Origin of the sequence: Pirellulimonas nuda, assembly GCF_007750855.1 — a bacterium.
GTDB lineage: Bacteria > Planctomycetota > Planctomycetia > Pirellulales > Lacipirellulaceae > Pirellulimonas > Pirellulimonas nuda.
This window is the reverse complement of the sequence record NZ_CP036291.1, coordinates 733990-751125: the sequence shown is the minus strand read 5'-3', so window position 1 is coordinate 751125 and position 17136 is coordinate 733990. Positions and strand designations below refer to the sequence as shown.

The window sequence follows — 17136 nt, the reverse complement described above, 5'->3', positions numbered from 1 at the left end:
TGCGGTGCAATTCCGTAGTCGGAGTGCGCCGCAACGCACTCCGCTTCCTTACGGGCGCGGCTCGATTGATTCTTGTGGTCTGCGCTGACGCTACTCGAACAGCAGCAGCCCGAACCGGTCGGGCGACCCGGCCGGCGCGCCGCCGGCCGGCCACGACTGGGTCTTGTGCCCGGGGGCGATGCGGTCGATCGAGAAGGCCCACACGTCGCGCGGGTTGGGGGCGGTGAGCGACTCCCAGGGGATGGCCGCCTCGCACGTCCACCGGTCGGCCGCGTCCGCCACGGCCACGAACCACTTCGGGTCCCAGTGGGCGTCGCGCCAACACGCGTCGGCGGTCCAGCCCCGGCTGTCGACCGTCAGCTCGAAGGCCGTGGTGTAGTCGCGGTCGGCGTCGATCGAGAGCCGCAGCCGGTCGCGGCCGGAGTCGGCGCCGTCGTGGTGCCGGGCGCTGACGGCGGGCCCCGGGTAGGGGACCCCGGCGAGCTTGGGCGCCTGCGCCGCGACGTACCAGTACTCGGAGTCGTATCCCAGCCACAGCTTGGCGGAGCGGCTGCTCTCGGCGGACTGCAGCTCGACCGGCGTGATGGCGGCCCAACACGGCTCGTCGAGGTTGCCGTCGAGCACCGGCTGGCTCGCCAGCGGTCGGACCGCGGCCAGGGGCTTCTCGGGCCGGCCGCGCTCGACGTGTTCGATCCACTCCTCGGCGTGGGCGCAGCGGCGCCACGGCTCGTCGACCGCCTGCCGGCTGAGCGTCCGCACCACCGCGTCGGCGGCCGGCTGGTCGAGGCGGCGCCGCGCGGCCGCCAGCGGGAACCGCACCTTCGGCTCCGCGAACAGCTCCGGCCGCGCGCGTTCTAAGTAGGTCCCCAGCAGGTCGGCCCGCTTCCAACGCTCGGCGGCGGCCAGCGGCGCGGCCGCGCCGGCCTCGGCGGCGGCCAGCGGCGCGGCCGCGCCGGCCTCGGCGATGGGCTCTGCGTTGTGCGGCTTGAAGGGCTTGGGGGTGTCGGTAACGTTGGCCAGCGGCGCGGCGCCCAGCGGGGGCTCGTCCGGCTTGCCCGCCCGGGCGGTCTCGCTGCTGGCGTAGTAACGCAGCAGCCACAGCGTGGCGTGCTCGGCGGTGGGGTGGTCGCCGTAGCGACGGGCGAGCAGGTAGAGCACGTCCGCGGCGCGGTCGGCTTGGCCGCGCGTGCGGTAGGCGTCCGCCAACCAGAGCATGAGCTCAACGCCCGAGTCTTCGCTCAGCCCGCCGGTCACGTGCATCACCTGGCCCGACCAGTCCGCGGGCGCCTCCCCGGACAGCAGGCCGTCAACGGCGCGCGATTGTTGCGCAAACCGGGCCAGCTCCGCCAAGCGGTTGGGGGGCGCCTCGGCGGCGGCGCGACGCGCGTCGCTGCCGCGTTGCAGCATCAGCCCGTCGGTCAGCCGGCGCCCGCCGCGGGCGGCCGCGCCCTCGAGCGTCACCGCGTACGTGTCTGGCAGCGGCGCGTACGTGGTGCGCAACAAGCCGCGGCTCGGGGCGACGGCCAGCTTGAGCGAAGTGCCGAGCTCCGAGTTGTAGTCCACCAAGCTGCGCGAGACCGCGCCGCTTCCACCCTGCGGCGCCACGCGGGCGACGCGTTTGGGCTTCCACGGCAAGAGCCCGACCTTCTTCCACGCCGCGGTGTACTGGGGGTCGCCCGCTAGTCGGAGGGCGTCCTCGCAGGCCCGGGCGACCGGGTCGTCGCCGCCGGCCGCCGGCAGCACGGCGATCTCTGGACGGAGCGAAACGATCCGCATCGCCAGCCGGCGGCGGAGGGCGTCGAGCTGCTGGGGAGACGGCCCGGCGTCTGGCGCCAGCCCGGGAAAGGCCGCCTCGACTTGCGACAGGGACCCTCCTACCTGTACCACCGCCTGAGAAACGCGGAGCTCATCGCCGGGCCGGACCGTGCGGCTCACCACGTCGACGGCCGTGAGCCAACCCTCGCCCGCGGCGGCGTCGGCGATCAACGGCAGGGGGACCTCCGAGGCGCGGGTCGCGGCGACCCACACGCCGCAGCGTCCGCCGCCGGCGCGTTGCGGGGTCCAGCTACGGCCGCCATCGGTGGTGGCGATCACCACCCCCATGGCGCCCGCGGCCCACGCGTGTTTGTCGCCGACCATGGCCACCGTCTCCAGCGGCGTCGAGACGCCGGTCGGCTCTAGGCGCCAGGTGGCGCCGGAGTCGCTCGAGGCCAGCACCACGCAGCCGGGGGCGCCGACGATGCGCACCTCGCTGCCAGCGGTGGCGACCGCCCGCCAATCGAAGTCGCGCGTCACCTCCGGCGGGGGGCTGGCGGGCTGCTGCCAGTGGGCGCCCATGTCTGTTGAGCACAACAACAGGCCGCCGTCGCCCACCAGCCACACCTTCCCGTGGTCGCCGTAGGCAAGCCCGCGGGGCGTGCGGGGTTCTTGCTGGATCTCGTCGATGTCTTCAACGGGCGTCCCGATCCGCGCCAAGCGGCCCCCGGGCCCCGCCATCATTCCTGTCAGGGGTCCGGTCGACCCCGTGGCGCGGACCGCGGCGGCGGTCCAACTGCTAGGCTGCGATGCGGGTGGGAGCGACCAGTGGCGGCCGCCGTCGGTGGTGATCGCGAACCCGCTGGGCCGAAGCGCCGTGCTGAGGCCGAACGCCAGCCCGACGCCGGGCTCCGAGCCGCACTGCACGCCGGCCAAGGCCGGTAGCATGGGGGCGTCCAACCGCTGCCACGTCCAGCCGCCATCCTCGGTGGCCAGCACCACCGCCTTGGTGGAATGCGTGTAGGGGGTGGTCTCTCCCCCCACCGCCCAGCCGCGTCGACCGCCGTAGATAGCGATCCCGTACAGCGGCGCGGTAACCCCAGAGGCCTGCCGCTGCCAACGGACGCCGCCGTCGCTGGTGCGGTAAATCGCGCCGCGGTCGCCTACCGCCCAGCCGTGCTGGCGATCAACAAACAGGATCTGCCGGAGCGTGGCGTCGCGGACCATGGCGTCCGCGTGCGACTCCCCTCCGCCGGCTGGGCAAGCGCTGGCGAGCAGGCATGCCGCCAGCAGCGTTGTGTGATAAGTCAAGAACGATAAGCGCATGATTGGCCTCCCTGCCAGCATCGATCGGGGGGCGCGGTTCTGCGGGTTGCGCCGCCTCGGCCCCGTCGGGGGATTGTAGCCCGGGGCCACGCGGTTTCCCTAGACGGATGCTGGAGTCCGCGGGCCGACGGGCCTTCAGCCGTGCTAGCAGCAAGCTAGGCTACAGTGCCCGCCGCGGACCACGCCTGCCCCGCCCCGATACTGCCGCCTCCGACGCTGCCTCTATGCCCGCGACCCTCCCCGCTGCATTCGCCCCGCTACTCGAGCGCGCCCAGCGGCTCTACTGCCTGCCGACGGTGGCCATGGAGACGCTGGAGCTGTCGCGGCAGCCTTCGGTCGATGGCCGGGCGCTGCGCGAATCGCTGGAGCGCGACCCGGCGCTGGTGGGCAAGCTGCTGCGGGTCGCCAATAGCCCGGTGTTCGGGGTCGCCGGGGGCGTGTCGGACCTCGGCCAAGCGATCTCGCTGCTGGGAGACCGGTCGCTGCGGCTGCTGGTGCTTGGGTTCTCTATCCCCGAAGCGCTGCACGAGGGCCTGCCCGCAGAACGCTTGTCCAAGTACTGGACCCACACGCTGGCCCGCGCGGTCGCCGCGCGTGAGCTTGCCCGCTTCGTTTCCGGCTGCGACGGCGACGAGGCGTTCACCGCCGCGCTGCTGGCCGACCTCGGGCTGCTAGCAATGCTGCAGCAACTGGGCGCCCCCTTCGCCACGCTGCTCGACCAGGCAGACCAGAACGCCCTCGACCCGATGTCGCTCGAGCGGCGCGCCCTGGGGTTCGACCGCGGGACGCTTACCGGCGCCATGCTCAGGGGATGGGGGATCCCGGACCGGCTCCCGGACGCGATCGCAGAAGCGTGGCGCATCGCGGGCGCCTTCCCACAGCAAAAGACCGAATCCCCCCTCGCGGCGGTCGTCCACCTCGCCGAGATGGCGGCCCGCGTGCTCGCCGACCACCGGCTCACCGCGCTGCCGGAGCTGACCGAGGCGTCGGCCGACACGGCCGGCCTCGACGCCGATGCGCTCCACGCGCTGCTGGCAGAGATCGAGCCGAAGCTGGTCGGGCTCTGCGACGCGCTGCGTCTCCCCAAGCCGGGAGAGCTCGGCTTCGCCAAGACGCTTGCGGAGGGCTACGCCCGGCTGGCGGAGCTCACCGAGCAGGCAGCCGCGGGGCTCGCCCCGCCCGAGCGGGGAGAGCTGGCCCAGATGGAAACCATGCTGGCGACCACGTTCGAGCTGGTGTCGCTGGTCGCCGATGAGAAGCAGTACTCCGACCGCAAGCCGCGGCCCGACACACGACGCGCCGAGGGGCCCGAGACGATGTCGCCCCACCTGGCCCGCGGCGACGCGGCGCTGGAGACCCACACACGCCAAGCCGCGGCCGAGTGCCGACAGCGGCGTTGTTCGTTGAGCCTGCTGTTGGGGGCCGTCGACCCGGGCGACGACCCTCTCCGGCTGGGGGCCGTGATCGAAAGGGTCCGCCAGGTGCTGGGCGAGGAGCTGGCGACCGACTCGGACCGGCCGCGCGTCGCGCCCACCGGCGAGTTAGGGGTCTCGGTGATCGCGAAGGGGATCGACCGGCAGGAGGCGGTCCGTGCGGCGAAGAAGCTGATCCACGCCGAGGACCGCAGCGCAGGGGTGCTGAACTTCGGGGTCGCCACGGTCGCGGTGCCGCCGGCGGGCTTTGACGCCGCGGAACTGCTGGCCGCGGCGCAGCGTTGTCTCGCGGCCGCCCGAAACGTGAGCGGCCCCGCCGTCAAGAGCATCGAGGTCTACTAGAGGCCCCCCCCGCCCCCCGCTGCCACCGACTTTGCGGCTGGCTGGCGGGGCCCCCCGGCCTTGGTTAATTCCGGGGTCGATTTCCGCTAGGATCGATGGAATGACCGAGCCCCCCTCCGAGCCTTCAAGCCAATCCGATCCCGACCAGCCCGGCCAGCGGATCGACCTATCCCAAGACGTTAGCCGCCCCTCGCCGCCGCCGCCGACCGGCCTGACGCAGGGCAACGACGCAGACCGCAAGCGGCAGGGCCGCTTCGCCCCGCAACGCTCGGTGCGGCTGCCGCTGCTGCTGTTCCTGGCGACGTGCGTCTCTACCTTCTGGGTCGGCAGCACCGGTTGGCGCCCGCAGGACTTCTTGAGCCTAGAGCACCCGGCCGCGATGCTCCGAGTGATGGCGGCCAACTGGCAGGTGGGGCTCACCTACATGGGCGCCCTGCTGGGCATCCTGATGGCCCACGAGATGGGTCACTTTGTCATGACCCTCCACCACCGCATCCCGGCCAGTTACCCGCTGTTCATCCCGGTCCCCATCAACGCCATCGGCACCATGGGCGCGGTGATCAGCATGGACGGGCGGCGGGCCAACCGGCTGCAGATCTTCGACATCGGCCTGGCCGGCCCGCTGGCCGGGCTGGTGATCGCGGTGCCGGTGCTGTGGATGGGGGTCCAGCAGCTCAACCTCAATTCCAGCCCCCTGCCGGGCGAGGTAGAGCTGTACAACCCGGTGATCGTCCGCTGGATGATCCAGTACCTCCACCCGGAGCTCCCCGAAAGGGTTTACTGGATCGGCATCTCTCAGGTGAACGCCCTGTTCATGGCGGGTTGGGTCGGCATGCTGATCACCGGGCTGAACATGCTGCCGGTGAGCCAGCTCGACGGCGGGCACACCATCCACGGCTTGTTCGGCCGGCAGAGCTACAAGATCTCGCAGGCGTTCACGATGGTGGCGATCGCGTACGTCGTGATCCACCTCGAACAAGCCGCTATCTGGACCGTGATGCTGGTGCTGGTGATCTTGATGGGGATCCATCACCCCCCCACCTCCGACGACTCCATGGAGCTCGACGACACGCGGTGGGTCGTCGGCGTGGCGAGTATGGCGATCCCGATCTTGTGCTTCCCGCTGCTGGGACTGCGCGCGTAGCTCGGCGCCGCGTCAACGCCCGATTGGGATCGCGTCGCTATACTGTTAGACTCCCTCAAGCCCACCGGAGTCTGGAAATCTTGGCGCCTGCATCTCCCCCCCCTGTCCAGAAGCACTTCCTCGCCGAGCCGCTGGCGGTCTCGATCGTGGTCGTGCTGCTGCTTGTCTCGGGGTTGCTCACGCTCCAGGGCGCCATGCGGCTACGAGCCAATCGAGAATCAGTGGTGCACACCTACGAGGTGTTGGCCCAGATTGATCGGGTGTCGACCACCCTGGTCGACGCAGAGACAGCCCAGCGCGGGTTCCTGATCACCGGCGACGAGAGCCACCTCGAACCCTACAGCCAATCTCTCGGCGCGATCGACGCCACGGTAGCGGACCTGACCCGGCTGACGGCCGACAACCCGACCCAGCAAGAACTCCTAGACGGCCTTCGGCCCCAGATCGACCAGCGGCTGGCCGAACTCAAGGAGCCGATTGATGTCTACCGTGAGGAGGGGGGGATCGAAGCGGCCAAAGCAGCGGTCGCCACCGATATCGGCGCCAGGCTGATGGACAGGGTCCGCGACCGGCTCGCCCAGATGCGCCAGGTCGAGATCGATCTCATGGAAGACCGCAAGCAACGGCTGAGCCAGACCTACAACAGCAGCCTGCTGACGACGGCGGTCACGACGCTGGCCGGCCTTGCGCTGGTGGGAGGGATCGTCTACCTGCTGCAGCACAACCGCCGACGGGCAGAGAACGCCGCCACGGCGATCTTCGCCGAGCGCGAACGCCTAAGAGTGACGCTGGCGAGCATCGGCGACGGCGTGATCTCTACCGATAGAGACGGGAACGTCACGTTTCAAAACGCGATCTCAGAAGGCCTCACCGGCTGGACCAACGAAGAGGCGCGCGGGCAGCCGCTGGAGTCCATCTTCAAGATCATCAACGAAGACACCCGCGAAACGGTGGAGAACCCCGGGCTGCCCGCCCTGCGCGAGGGGGTCATCATGGGGCTGGCGAACCACACGCTGCTGATCTCCAAGCAGGGCTCCGAGTGTCCGATCGACGACAGCGCCGCCCCCATCCGCACCCGCGATGGGGCCATCGACGGCGCCGTGCTGGTGTTCCGCGACGTAACCGACCGACGCGCGGAAGAAAGGCAGCAGCAGGAAGTCGCCCAGTTCTTGGGCGCGGTGCTCGACGCGCTGCCGGCTTCGGTGTTGGTGCTCGACGACCAATTGAATGTCATCAATCACAACCGCACGTTCGAAGACACCTTCGGCGCTATCGACCGCGGCTCGGCCGCGGCCTCGGTCTTCGAGATCGTGGGGGGGCAGCTCGACGTGCCCGAACTGCGGGCGCTGCTGGAGGGGCTTACCGTAGAGGGGGACCGCGTCCAGCAAGACGAGGTCGATCACGACTTCGCCAGCATCGGACGGTGTGTGCTGCGGATGGCGGTCCGGCGTTTCGACTCGGGCCGACCGGGCCGCGGCTCGGTGTTGTTGGTGCTGTCGGACGTTACGGGCCAGCGCCGGCTGGAAGCGATGCACCGCCGGCTCGACCGCCAGATGCGGCAGTTCCTGGAGCAGGTAAAGGACTACGCCATCTTCAGCATGGACGTCGACTGCCGCGCCACTAGTTGGAACCAGGGGGTCCAGCAGGTGCTGGGATTCGAAGAGAAGGAATTCCTGGGCGAGGACATCCGCCAGCTGATCTTCCCCCCAGAGGCGATCGCCGAAGGAAGCCACGAGGCCGAGTTCCGCACCGCGCGAGAATCCGGCGACGCCAGCGACGACCGCTGGATGCTGCGCAAGGGGGGCGAACGGATCTGGGCCTCCGGCATCACCACCGCCATCCGCGACGAAGACGACCAGCTCATCGGGTACAGCAAGGTCATGCGCGACCTCACCCAGCGCAAACTGGCCCAGGACGAGCTGGCCGAGCTGGCCGCCAAACTCTCCGAGATGGACCGCCGTAAGAACGAGTTCCTCGCCACGCTCGCCCACGAGCTCCGCAACCCGCTGGCCCCCATCAAGAACGCCGTGCAACTGATGGGGCTCTCCCAGCTCGACACCGAGACGGAAGAGCTCCGCGAGACCATGGCCCGGCAGGTCGAGCAGCTCGTCCGCTTGATCGACGACCTGCTAGACGTCTCACGCATCAGCCGCGGCAAGATCGCGCTGCGCAAGGAGGTGGTCGACCTGCGGTCGATCGTCGACGCGGCCGTGGAGGCCTCCCGCCCCTTCATCGCGGAGAGCGGCCAGGAGCTGGACGTCGTCCACAGCGACGCCGACGTCTTCATCGACGCCGACCCCTCGCGCATGACGCAGGTCGTCTCGAACCTGCTGAACAACTCCGCCAAGTACAGCAACGCCGGCAGCCGCATCACGCTAGAAACCGGGTCGGAGGATGGCCGCGCCTTCGTCCGCGTGACCGACGAGGGGATCGGCCTGGCCGCGGACCAGCTCGAGGGGATCTTCCAGATGTTCTCGCAGGTCAGCGACAGCCTGGAGCGTGGCGCGGCCGGGCTTGGGATCGGGCTGACGCTGGTCAAGACGCTGATGGAGCTGCACGGAGGATCGGTCACCGCCCAGAGCGAGGGGCTGGGGCTGGGGAGCGTGTTTTGCGTGACGCTCCCGGAAACATCGAAGCCCGTCGCCGCCGACGCGCAGCAGCCCGCCGACGGCCAGGCAAAGAAAACCGCTCGGTCCTTCCAGGTGCTGGTGGTGGAAGACATGCACGCGCTACGCGTGATCCTCGCCCGGCTGCTGGAGAGGCTGGGGCACCACGTGGTGACCGTAGAAAACGGCGCCCAGGCCCTCGAGCGGCTCGACAGCTACTCGCCCCAGGTCGTGCTGTCCGACATCTCGATGCCCGGCATGACCGGCTACGAACTGGTCCGCCGGATCCGCGCCCGGCTCGATACGTCGGACATCTTCTGCGTGGCGATGACCGGCTACGGCCAGGACACCGACCGCGAGAAGGCGTTCGAGGCGGGGTTCAACGAGCACCTGATCAAGCCGGTCGACATCGCCGACCTGGAGACCTTGTTCCAGCGGTTGGACGAGGGGGGTGCTTAGGCGCTTTGCCGGGGCGCTCCGCTTACTGACGTGCGCGACTCGATTGCTGCGAGCCGCGCACGCCGGCATGCTTCACTTCAGAACGCCGCGGGCCTCACTCGAACGCGATCTCCTTCCCCGCCGCGTCGACGCACTGAAACTCGAGGTGCTCCGGCGACAGCCCCTCGCGGCCCAGCACCAAGATCTGCACGTTGTTCTCGTCCTCCAACCGCGCCAGCTCTCGGCGTTTCTTGTTGTTCAGGTAGGTAGCCACGCTCTCGTCGACGGTGAGCGTGATCCGCTCGACCCGGTCGAGCTGGCTCGCCATCATCAGCTTCCGCACCACCTCGATCGACATGCTCTCGGCGCTCTTCACCAGGCCGTTCCCCATGCAGCACGGGCACTCGCGGTAGACGCTGCGCTTCAGGCTGGGGCGGACCCGCTGACGGGTCATCTCGATCAGGCCGAATGGGCTGGTGCGCAAGATCTTGGTGCGGGCGCGGTCCCGCTTCATCGCGTCGCGGAGCGTGTGCTCTACGGTGCGGCGGTTGCGCTCCTTGCGCATGTCGATGAAGTCGTTCACCACCACGCCCCCCAGGTCGCGCAGCCGGAGCTGCCGCGCGATCTCCTTGGCGGCGATCAGGTTGAGCTGGTAGGCCGACTCCTCGGCGCCGCCGTCGGTGCGGAACGCGCCGCTGTTTACGTCGATCGCCACCAGCGCCTCGGTCTGGTCGATCACCAGCGACCCGCCCCCCCGCAGCGGCACCTTGCGCTGGTTGATGCGGGCGATCTCCTCGTCCAGCTTGTACTTGTTGAACAGCGGCTCTTTGCCGTCGTGCAGGTGCAGCCGGCCGACGTGCCGGGGCATGACAAACTGCAAGAACTCCTTGGCCCGTTCGTACGCCTGGGGCTCGTCGATGTGGATCGACTCAACGTCGGAGGTCACGATGTCGCGGATCGTGCGGATGACGATGTCGCTCTCTTCGTAGATGTCCGAGGGGCCCTCGCTCTTGCGGATCCGCCGCACCAGCACCTTCCACAGCCGCACCAGGTACGCCAGGTCGCGCGAGAGTTCTTTCTTGGTGCGCTCGGTCCCCGCGGTGCGGACGATAAAGCCGAGCCCCTTGGGGGGGTTGAGCTCGCGGAGGATGGTCCGCAGCCGCTTGCGGGCGTCGTCGTCTTCGATCTTCCGCGACACGCCGATCCGGCCCAACGCCGGCATCAGCACCAGGTACCGACCCGGGATGCTGATGTAGGTCGAGAGCGTCGGCCCCTTGGTGCCGATCCCTTCCTTGATGACCTGCACGATCACCTCGTCGCCGCGTTGGAACACCTCCTGGATGGGGGGCTTGATGCGCGGCCGCACGCCGGGGCGCATCTTCCGCTGCGTCTGGGTCGCGCGCCCGTTGGAGCGGGGCGCGTCGTCGCCGCCGGCCGACTCTTCGCCGTCGTCGTCGTCGTCGCCGAAGTCGTCGTCCCGCGGCGCCTCGCGCTGCGGGGCGCTCTGGCGGCCGCTGGGCTCGATCGGCACGTCGGGGTCGTAGCCCCCCTGGCGGAAGTACTGGGCCTCGACGTCGCTGATGTGCAGGAAGCCGTTGCGGCCCACGCCGAAATCAACAAACGCGGCCTGGATGCTCGGCTCGAGGTTGACGATCTTTCCGCGGTAGATATTGCCGACGTAGTTGTCGGCGCTGGTTCGTTCTACGTACAGCTCTTCGAGCTGCCCGTTCTCAACAATCGCGATCCGGCACTCTTCCGGCTGGGCGACGTTGATGAGCATTTCTTGCTTCATCGAAAAGGTTTCCTTTGGTTGTCTGGCGCCGGAGGCAACGCTCTGGTTGGCGGGGCGTCCGCCGGGCGAGCCGTCGGCGTGAGCCGACGGAGATTCGCGCGGACTTGTCCGTCGGCTAACGCCGACGGCTCGCCGGCACAGGGCGCAGCTCCGGGGTTAAAGTGGTTGATCGGGTAGTAATCGGTTCAGCTCCTCACGGAGGTAGTTCTTCACGTCCCGCGCGCTCTCCAGCCTGAGCGTGTGGGCGGCCACCTTCTGGCAACGCTTGATCGACACGCTGCGGCACACGCGTTTGACTTCCGGCAGCGCCGCCGGCGTGGCGCTGAGCGCCCGCAGCCCCAGCCCCAGCAGCAGCATCGTGTAGAGGGGGTTGCCGCTCATCTGCCCGCACATGCTGATCGGCTTGCCGCCGGCGTTTGCCGCATCGACCGACATCTGGATCAGCTTGATCACCGCCGGCTCGGCGGCGGTGTAGAGCCCCGCAACGTCCTTGTTGCTGCGATCGACCGCCAACGCGTACTGGATGAGGTCGTTCGTGCCGATGCTGAAGAAGTCGACCTCTTCGACGAAGTGGTCCATCATCAGCACGGCGCTGGGCACCTCGACCATCATGCCCACCTTCAGATTGCGGTCGAAGGGGACCCCTTCTTCCTCCAGGTCTTCCATGGCGTCGGCCAGCACCATCTTCGCGCGGCGCAGCTCGATCAGTGTGCTGACCAGCGGGAACATGATCTTCAGCTCGCCGTGCACGCTGGCCCGCAGCATCGCCCGCAACTGGGTGCGGAACATGTCAACGTGCTTCAGCGCCAGCCGGATGCTGCGCAGCCCCAGGAACGGGTTGCGTTCGTCCTCGGGGGTCGGCAGGTGGGGGAGCTTGTCGGCGCCCAGGTCGAGGGTGCGCATCACCACCGGGCGGTCCCCCATGGCCTTCATCACCGACGCGTAGGCCTCGTAGTGCTCGTCCTCCGTCGGCTCGCTGCCGCCGGTGAGGTAGAGGAACTCCGTGCGGTACAGCCCCACGCCGTCGGCGCCGCGGGCCAGGCAGTGCTCTACCTCGCTGGGGAACTCGATGTTCCCCAGCATCTGTACGTGCACGCCGTCGGTCGTCTCGGCCGGCAGGTCGCGCAGCTCCTGCAGCTTGACCGCGAGCGATCGCTGGTGGTCGACCTCGTGCCGGTAGCGGGCCAGGGTCTCCTCGTCCGGCTGGACGATCACCAGCCCCTGGTCGCCGTCGATGATGACGGTCTCGCCGCCGGACACCTCCGCCAGGAAGGCGCCCACGCCCACCACCGCCGGGATCCCCAGCCCCTCGGCCACGATCGCCGTGTGGCTGCCGGGGCCGCCCGTTTCGGTGGCGAACGCGCGGACGAACTTCGGGTTGATGCTGGCGGTTTCGCTGGGGGTGAGGTTGCGGGCCAGCACCAGCACCTCGGAGGTGATCCGCGACAGGTCCTCCCGCTTCTGCCCCAGCAACCGGCGGAGCAGCCGCTTCTCGATGTCGAAGATGTCGCTGGCGCGCTCGGCCATGGTCGAGCCTTCGAGCGCCTGGAACACCTTGGCGTAGCGCCTCAGCACCCGGCTCACCGCGTATTCCGGCGAGTAGTGCCGTTCGCGGATCAGCTCCTCCAGCTCCTCGCGGAGCCGGGGGTCGTTGAGCATCTGGGCGTGGGCGGAGAAGATCGAGGCGTAGTCGTCGCCCAGCTCGGCCGCGATGCGCACGCGGCTGCGCTCCACCTCGGCGGTCGATTCGTTGATCGCGGCCTCAAGCCGCTTGATCTCGTTGCGTACCGCGTGACGGGTGAGGAACCGCCTGGGGATGCGGAACCCCTCGTTGTCGAGGACGATCGCCTCGCCGATCGCCACGCCGGGCGAAACCGCGATACCTTGTAGCCGTTGCATGGCGCCCTTGCGCGCCACACACGTTAGCAGCCTGGTGTTTTCCTGCCGCCCGGCGGCGCCAGCGCGCGGGGCGCGCGGGCGATGAGGGCCGTCGATGGGGTCGGGTGCGTCATCGGTAAAACAACGGGCTTGCGTGTGCGGAGCTTGTTTCTACGTCGTCCCGGGCGGGCTTTGTTGCCGCGGCGCCGCTGCGGGGGGATCGGTGTGTTGGATGTAATTCGCGGTGGGGCCGAACGCCGGGGCTCTGCCCAACGCTCGCCTCCCACAACGCTCGCTTTCCGACGGCGGCGTCACCCGCCGTCTCCGCACGGGCGCTGCTCGTGCGAGGGCGCCTCGGTAGTGAATTCGCTTTCGATCAGCCGGGCGATCGCCTCGACCGCCGCGTCGGCGTCGTCCCCTTCGGCCTCAACGATTAGCTGCACGCCGCACTCCGCCCCGAGCGTCAAGATATTCAAGATGCTGCGGGCGTCGATGCGGCGTTGGTCGCGCACCAACTCGACGCGCGACTTGTACTGCATCGCCTGACGCGCCACCATCTCCGCCGGCCGGGCGTGGAGCCCATCGGCGTGTCGGACCACGACGATCCGGGTGGCGTGGTAGACGGGCATGGCGATCGTGGGTTGCTGCCGTCGCCCGGCGCCGTCGAATGACCCCGAAAGGCCCGATGGCGCCGCGCGCCTGCGGGTTAGGAGCCGAACTGGTTGTTGTCTGCCTCTTCCAGCAGTTGCCAGACGTCTTCGGACGTTTTGCTCTGGATCAGGAACCGGCAGAACGACTCGTCGCGCAACCGGCGAGAGATGTTCTCCAGCGCCCGCAGGTGGTCTCCCGGGCGGTCCGGGGGCGACACCAGCAGGAACAGCAGGTGCACCGGCTCGCCGTCCAGGCTGCTAAAGTCGACGCCGCTCTCGCTCACCGCGACGGCGCCCGACAGCTTGTCGACCGTCGGGTGCTTGGTGTGCGGCACGGCGACCCCGCGTCCGATGCCGGTGCTGCCCAGCTCTTCACGCTTGAGGATCGCCTGAACGATGCTCTCGAAGTTGGCCGCAGAAACCGAGCCGGCTTCTTGCAACGCCGTCACCATCTCCCGAATCACCGCTTCCTTGTCGGTCGCTTGAAGGTCAGTCCGGATCGCTTCCTTACAAATAAAATCCGCAAAATTCATGGTGAGCCTTTCCTAATGATCAGGCCTTGTGATCGTGACCCGCGGGTCGACGTCCATCCGTCGATCGCCTGCGCGGAGTGGTCGTGTCGTCGTGCGGTTGGTGGTCGTGCGCTCGGCGCGGGCCGGTCACCCGACCGAGTCGTCCTTGAGGTCCTCGTCTCCAATGGACTCGTCTCCAATGGACTCGTCGCCGATGGACCCGTCGCCTCCCGGCGTGCCTTCGGGCGCCCCGTCCACGGCCTTCGAGCCGTCCCAGCGACGCGCCTCGGGCGAACGGGCCCGTGTCTGGACCCGTTCTTTGTACTTGCGGAGCTGCTGCTCCACCTTCTGAACCGCCGATTCCAGGGCGGTCAGCAGGTTTTCCGACTGGTCGTGACCGATAAAATCGTGCTTGTGCTCCGCAGACACCTTGATGTCGACCCGCGGACGGTGCTCGTCCTTGAGGTCGACGATCACCTCGATCGCGGTCAGCCGCTCAAAGAACCTGCCGAGCTTCTCGGCTTTCTTCACCAGCACCTGGCGGCTGGATTCGCTTAGCTCTCCGTGCCTCGTCGTGACAATCGTTTGCACTACCGTCCTGCTCCAGCCGCTCTAGTTGTCGTTCGTCCAAGATCGCATCGGAGCCGGAACCCGCTTGGGCGCCCACGGCCAATGGGCCGCGCTCGCCCGGTCTGCGGGCCGCGAGACGATTGGCGCCCGAGGCCCGCGGGCTTCGGTCCAAGCCACGATTGTAGCGATAGTGGCGGCTATGGGAAACCTAGAACAACCCCGCTGCTACGGGGCGCCCGCTGGCGCGAAACCGTCCGTTTCCAGCAGGTGGCGGAGCGTGCGGACGTACCGGTCGCGGTTTTGGGGCGTCCCGGCCGGGGCGAAACCCACCTTCCGGCCCGTGATTTTCTCGATGTTGTAGATCGCCAGCACCCGGTACTCCAGCACGTCGCTCTCCAGCCGGTCGATCAGCTCCTTCAGCACCCCGCTCTTGCGCGATTCCGCGGTCAGCCCCACCTGCTCGGGGGTGTAACCCACCAGCATCTCGTACATCACCTCCCCCTGCTCCGGACGCTGCACGATCAGCTCGTCTTTGACCGCCTTGGCCAACGACTGGCTGCGGCTCATGAACACCCGCATCGCCTGGATCTCTTGATTCCAGGCCTGCTTCTGCTCCTCGTCCCGCAGCGACGTGACGAACGGCTCGAAGTTGCCTACGTGCATGCTAGAAACCGCCGCCAGGTAACGCTCTTCCTTCATCGGCGAGTTAAACGCGGCCAGCAGCTTCGGCCAGGCCTCCTCCCCCACCACGAGCTGCTTTTCCAGCCGCGGCGAGGCGGTCTCGTCCAGCGTGCTGGGCGCCTCGCGGCTCACCACCCACAGCGGGAAGGCCACCAACGCGCTGGGCGTCGCCACGCCGCCACGCATCGACCAGCCCGCCTCGGCGCCGGCCGCCACGCCCCCCGGCTCTCCGTCCCACGTCCATTCGATGGGGGATTGGCCCGCCTTGGCGAAGACGTTCGTCTCCGCCGGCGCCAGCTCTTGCATCGGGTCGAGCCCCGGCCGGAAGGGCCGTACCGTGTCGACCGCCACGGTGCCGCCGGGGCCGATACGCAGGTCGAGCCCCGCGTCCCCCGCCTCCAGCCGGAAGTCGGCCGGCTGCTTGGCGACGTTCGTGATCACCGCCCGGCCGTACACCACCTTGAGCTTGGGGGTCTCGCCCGTGACATCGATCTGGGCCCGGGTCCCGCCCAGCATCTCTACGTCGAACTCCCCCTCCAGGTTGATAGCGGGGCGGTAGGTGGGCAGCGCCAGCAGCTCGTCCCCGGTCAACAGGGGCTGCTTGGCCGCGAGCCGGACCCAGCTATTGTCGATCGGGTCGCGCAGCAGCAGCACCTGGTCGGAGGGGAGTGTCCGGCCCATCTCGCGGGGCTCGGGGGGCGCCACCGGGGCGTCGGTCTCTGCTGCGTCCGGGTCCACTGCTTCGGGGTCTGCTATCTCGGGGCCTGCTGTCTCGGGCCCCGGCGCAGCACCCTCGCCCGCCGTTGCGCCGGGGGGCGTCCCCCCCTCGGCCGGGCCCGGGCCGCCCTCAGCACCGGGCGCCGCCGTGGCCGACGGGTCGGCCGATTCCACCGGGAGAGCGGGCCCAAGATCGTCCATTTCGGGGTCATCCACCCCCGGGTCGGCGCCCGCGTCAGGTCCCCCAGCAGGTCCGGGCGCAGGTTCTTCCCCCGTGTCTGGCGACGCGGTCCCTTCTGCGGGGGTATCGCCGGCAGCGGGGGTTGCGGTCTCGGGGTCGCCGGCGCCGGCTTCGGGCGTGGCTGCGTCGTCCTGCCCAGAGTCGGCCTGTCCAGTTTCGGGCTCACCAGCGTCGGGCTGTCCTGCCTCGCCTGCGCCGGCGTCTGCTTCCCCATCTCCGTCCGGGGGCGTTTGCGGCTCGGCGGGGGCAGCGGGTTGGGGGTTGTTCTTGGCGACGTCTGGACCCAAGGGGCCGCCGGGCCGGAACGCAAACCAGCAGGTGGCGCCCAACAACAGCACCGCCGCGATCGCCGGCGCCAGCCGCACCCACAGCGGCCGCTCGGGCGCCCGCAGGTAGTCGGGCGTCTGGCTCATCCGCTCCTCAGGCTCGGGGGCGGGCCGCGGCGTGGCGGCGGCCTGGGCCGAGGCCTCCGCGTTGCGCTGCGCCACCTCTAGTAGCGCGTACATCCGCTGCCGAGCCGCGGTGTCGATCTCGACCGGCTGCCCCAGCACCATCGTCAAGATGTGGTGGCACGCGGCCGTCTCCGCCAGCTGGGCGTCTGCCAGCGGGCTGTTCCGCTCCAGGCAGACGCGCTCGAACTCCGGCACCACTTCGGCCGACATGGTGTTGTCTAGGTACTCCGCCACCGTGTTTGGGTCGGCGCCGACCCCTTCCCCCAGCACCTCCGGGGCGCCCAAGCGGATCCGCCGCATGGTGTCGCTGACCCGGTGGATCAGGTCGCTGGCGAACTCGCTGGCCGCGATCCGGTGCCGCAGGTCCTCGCGGTCGGCCGGGGTCAGCACGTCGTCTAGGTAGGCGAGCAGGGTTCGTAGGGTCAGTCGCATGGCGGTTCGGCTCGGTTGGGTCGCCGGCGGGCGGCGTATGGCGTTGGGCTGTCGGTTTCTGGCTGCGGCGTCTTGCTGCGTAGAGCTTTGTCCTGCGTGTCCGGCGGGCGGCCCGATTCCAAACCGGACAAGCCCCTCCTCGGGCGGCAAAACAGCGTAAAAAGCGG

General features: G+C 69.2%; 10 protein-coding genes. 3 read left to right on the top strand and 7 right to left on the bottom strand.

Annotated elements, in window-relative coordinates; all coding sequences use genetic code 11:
• Window positions 1-90: 90 nt before the first annotated feature.
• Window positions 91-3081, bottom strand: a complete 2991-nt coding sequence (locus Pla175_RS03110) for a YCF48-related protein (RefSeq protein WP_197527235.1) — start codon at window positions 3079-3081, stop codon at window positions 91-93.
• Between the two features lie 224 nt (window positions 3082-3305).
• On the opposite strand from Pla175_RS03110, the gene Pla175_RS03105 reads away from it, so the two are divergent.
• The 3 genes from Pla175_RS03105 to Pla175_RS03095 all read left to right on the top strand — a co-directional run bounded on the left by Pla175_RS03105 (window position 3306) and on the right by Pla175_RS03095 (window position 9065).
• The gene (locus Pla175_RS03105; protein ID WP_197527234.1) at window positions 3306-4856 is read left to right on the top strand and encodes an HDOD domain-containing protein; all 1551 of its coding nucleotides are present in this window, start codon (window positions 3306-3308) and stop codon (window positions 4854-4856) included.
• Window positions 4857-4956: 100 nt separating this feature from the next.
• Window positions 4957-6000 carry a site-2 protease family protein gene (locus Pla175_RS03100; RefSeq protein ID WP_145281236.1) on the top strand — a complete coding sequence of 348 codons (1044 nt, stop codon included), beginning with the start codon at window positions 4957-4959 and terminating at the stop codon, window positions 5998-6000.
• Between the two features lie 80 nt (window positions 6001-6080).
• Window positions 6081-9065, top strand: coding sequence for a CHASE3 domain-containing protein (locus tag Pla175_RS03095; protein WP_145281234.1), 2985 nt, complete (start codon window positions 6081-6083; stop codon window positions 9063-9065).
• Window positions 9066-9159: 94 nt separating this feature from the next.
• Here Pla175_RS03095 and Pla175_RS03090 read toward each other — a convergent pair whose 3' ends face one another.
• The 6 genes from Pla175_RS03090 to Pla175_RS03065 form a co-directional block, all read right to left on the bottom strand.
• Window positions 9160-10836 (bottom strand): Rne/Rng family ribonuclease, encoded by a 1677-nt coding sequence (locus Pla175_RS03090; RefSeq protein ID WP_145281232.1) that lies wholly within the window; start codon window positions 10834-10836, stop codon window positions 9160-9162.
• Window positions 10837-10992: 156 nt separating this feature from the next.
• Entirely contained in the window at window positions 10993-12735 is a 1743-nt protein-coding gene (gene ptsP, locus Pla175_RS03085; protein WP_145281230.1) for a phosphoenolpyruvate--protein phosphotransferase, read from the bottom strand.
• 290 nt (window positions 12736-13025) lie between these two features.
• A complete protein-coding gene (locus tag Pla175_RS03080; protein ID WP_145281228.1) occupies window positions 13026-13343 on the bottom strand; it encodes an HPr family phosphocarrier protein in 318 nt (105 codons plus the stop codon).
• Between the two features lie 77 nt (window positions 13344-13420).
• Window positions 13421-13897, bottom strand: a complete 477-nt coding sequence (locus Pla175_RS03075; RefSeq protein ID WP_145281226.1) for a PTS sugar transporter subunit IIA — start codon at window positions 13895-13897, stop codon at window positions 13421-13423.
• A 126-nt stretch (window positions 13898-14023) separates the two neighbouring features.
• Window positions 14024-14467: a ribosome hibernation-promoting factor, HPF/YfiA family gene (gene hpf, locus Pla175_RS03070; RefSeq protein WP_145281224.1), complete on the bottom strand. Its 444-nt coding sequence runs from the start codon at window positions 14465-14467 to the stop codon at window positions 14024-14026.
• A 204-nt stretch (window positions 14468-14671) separates the two neighbouring features.
• Window positions 14672-16969, bottom strand: a complete 2298-nt coding sequence (locus Pla175_RS03065; protein WP_145281223.1) for a hypothetical protein — start codon at window positions 16967-16969, stop codon at window positions 14672-14674.
• Window positions 16970-17136: the final 167 nt, after the last annotated feature.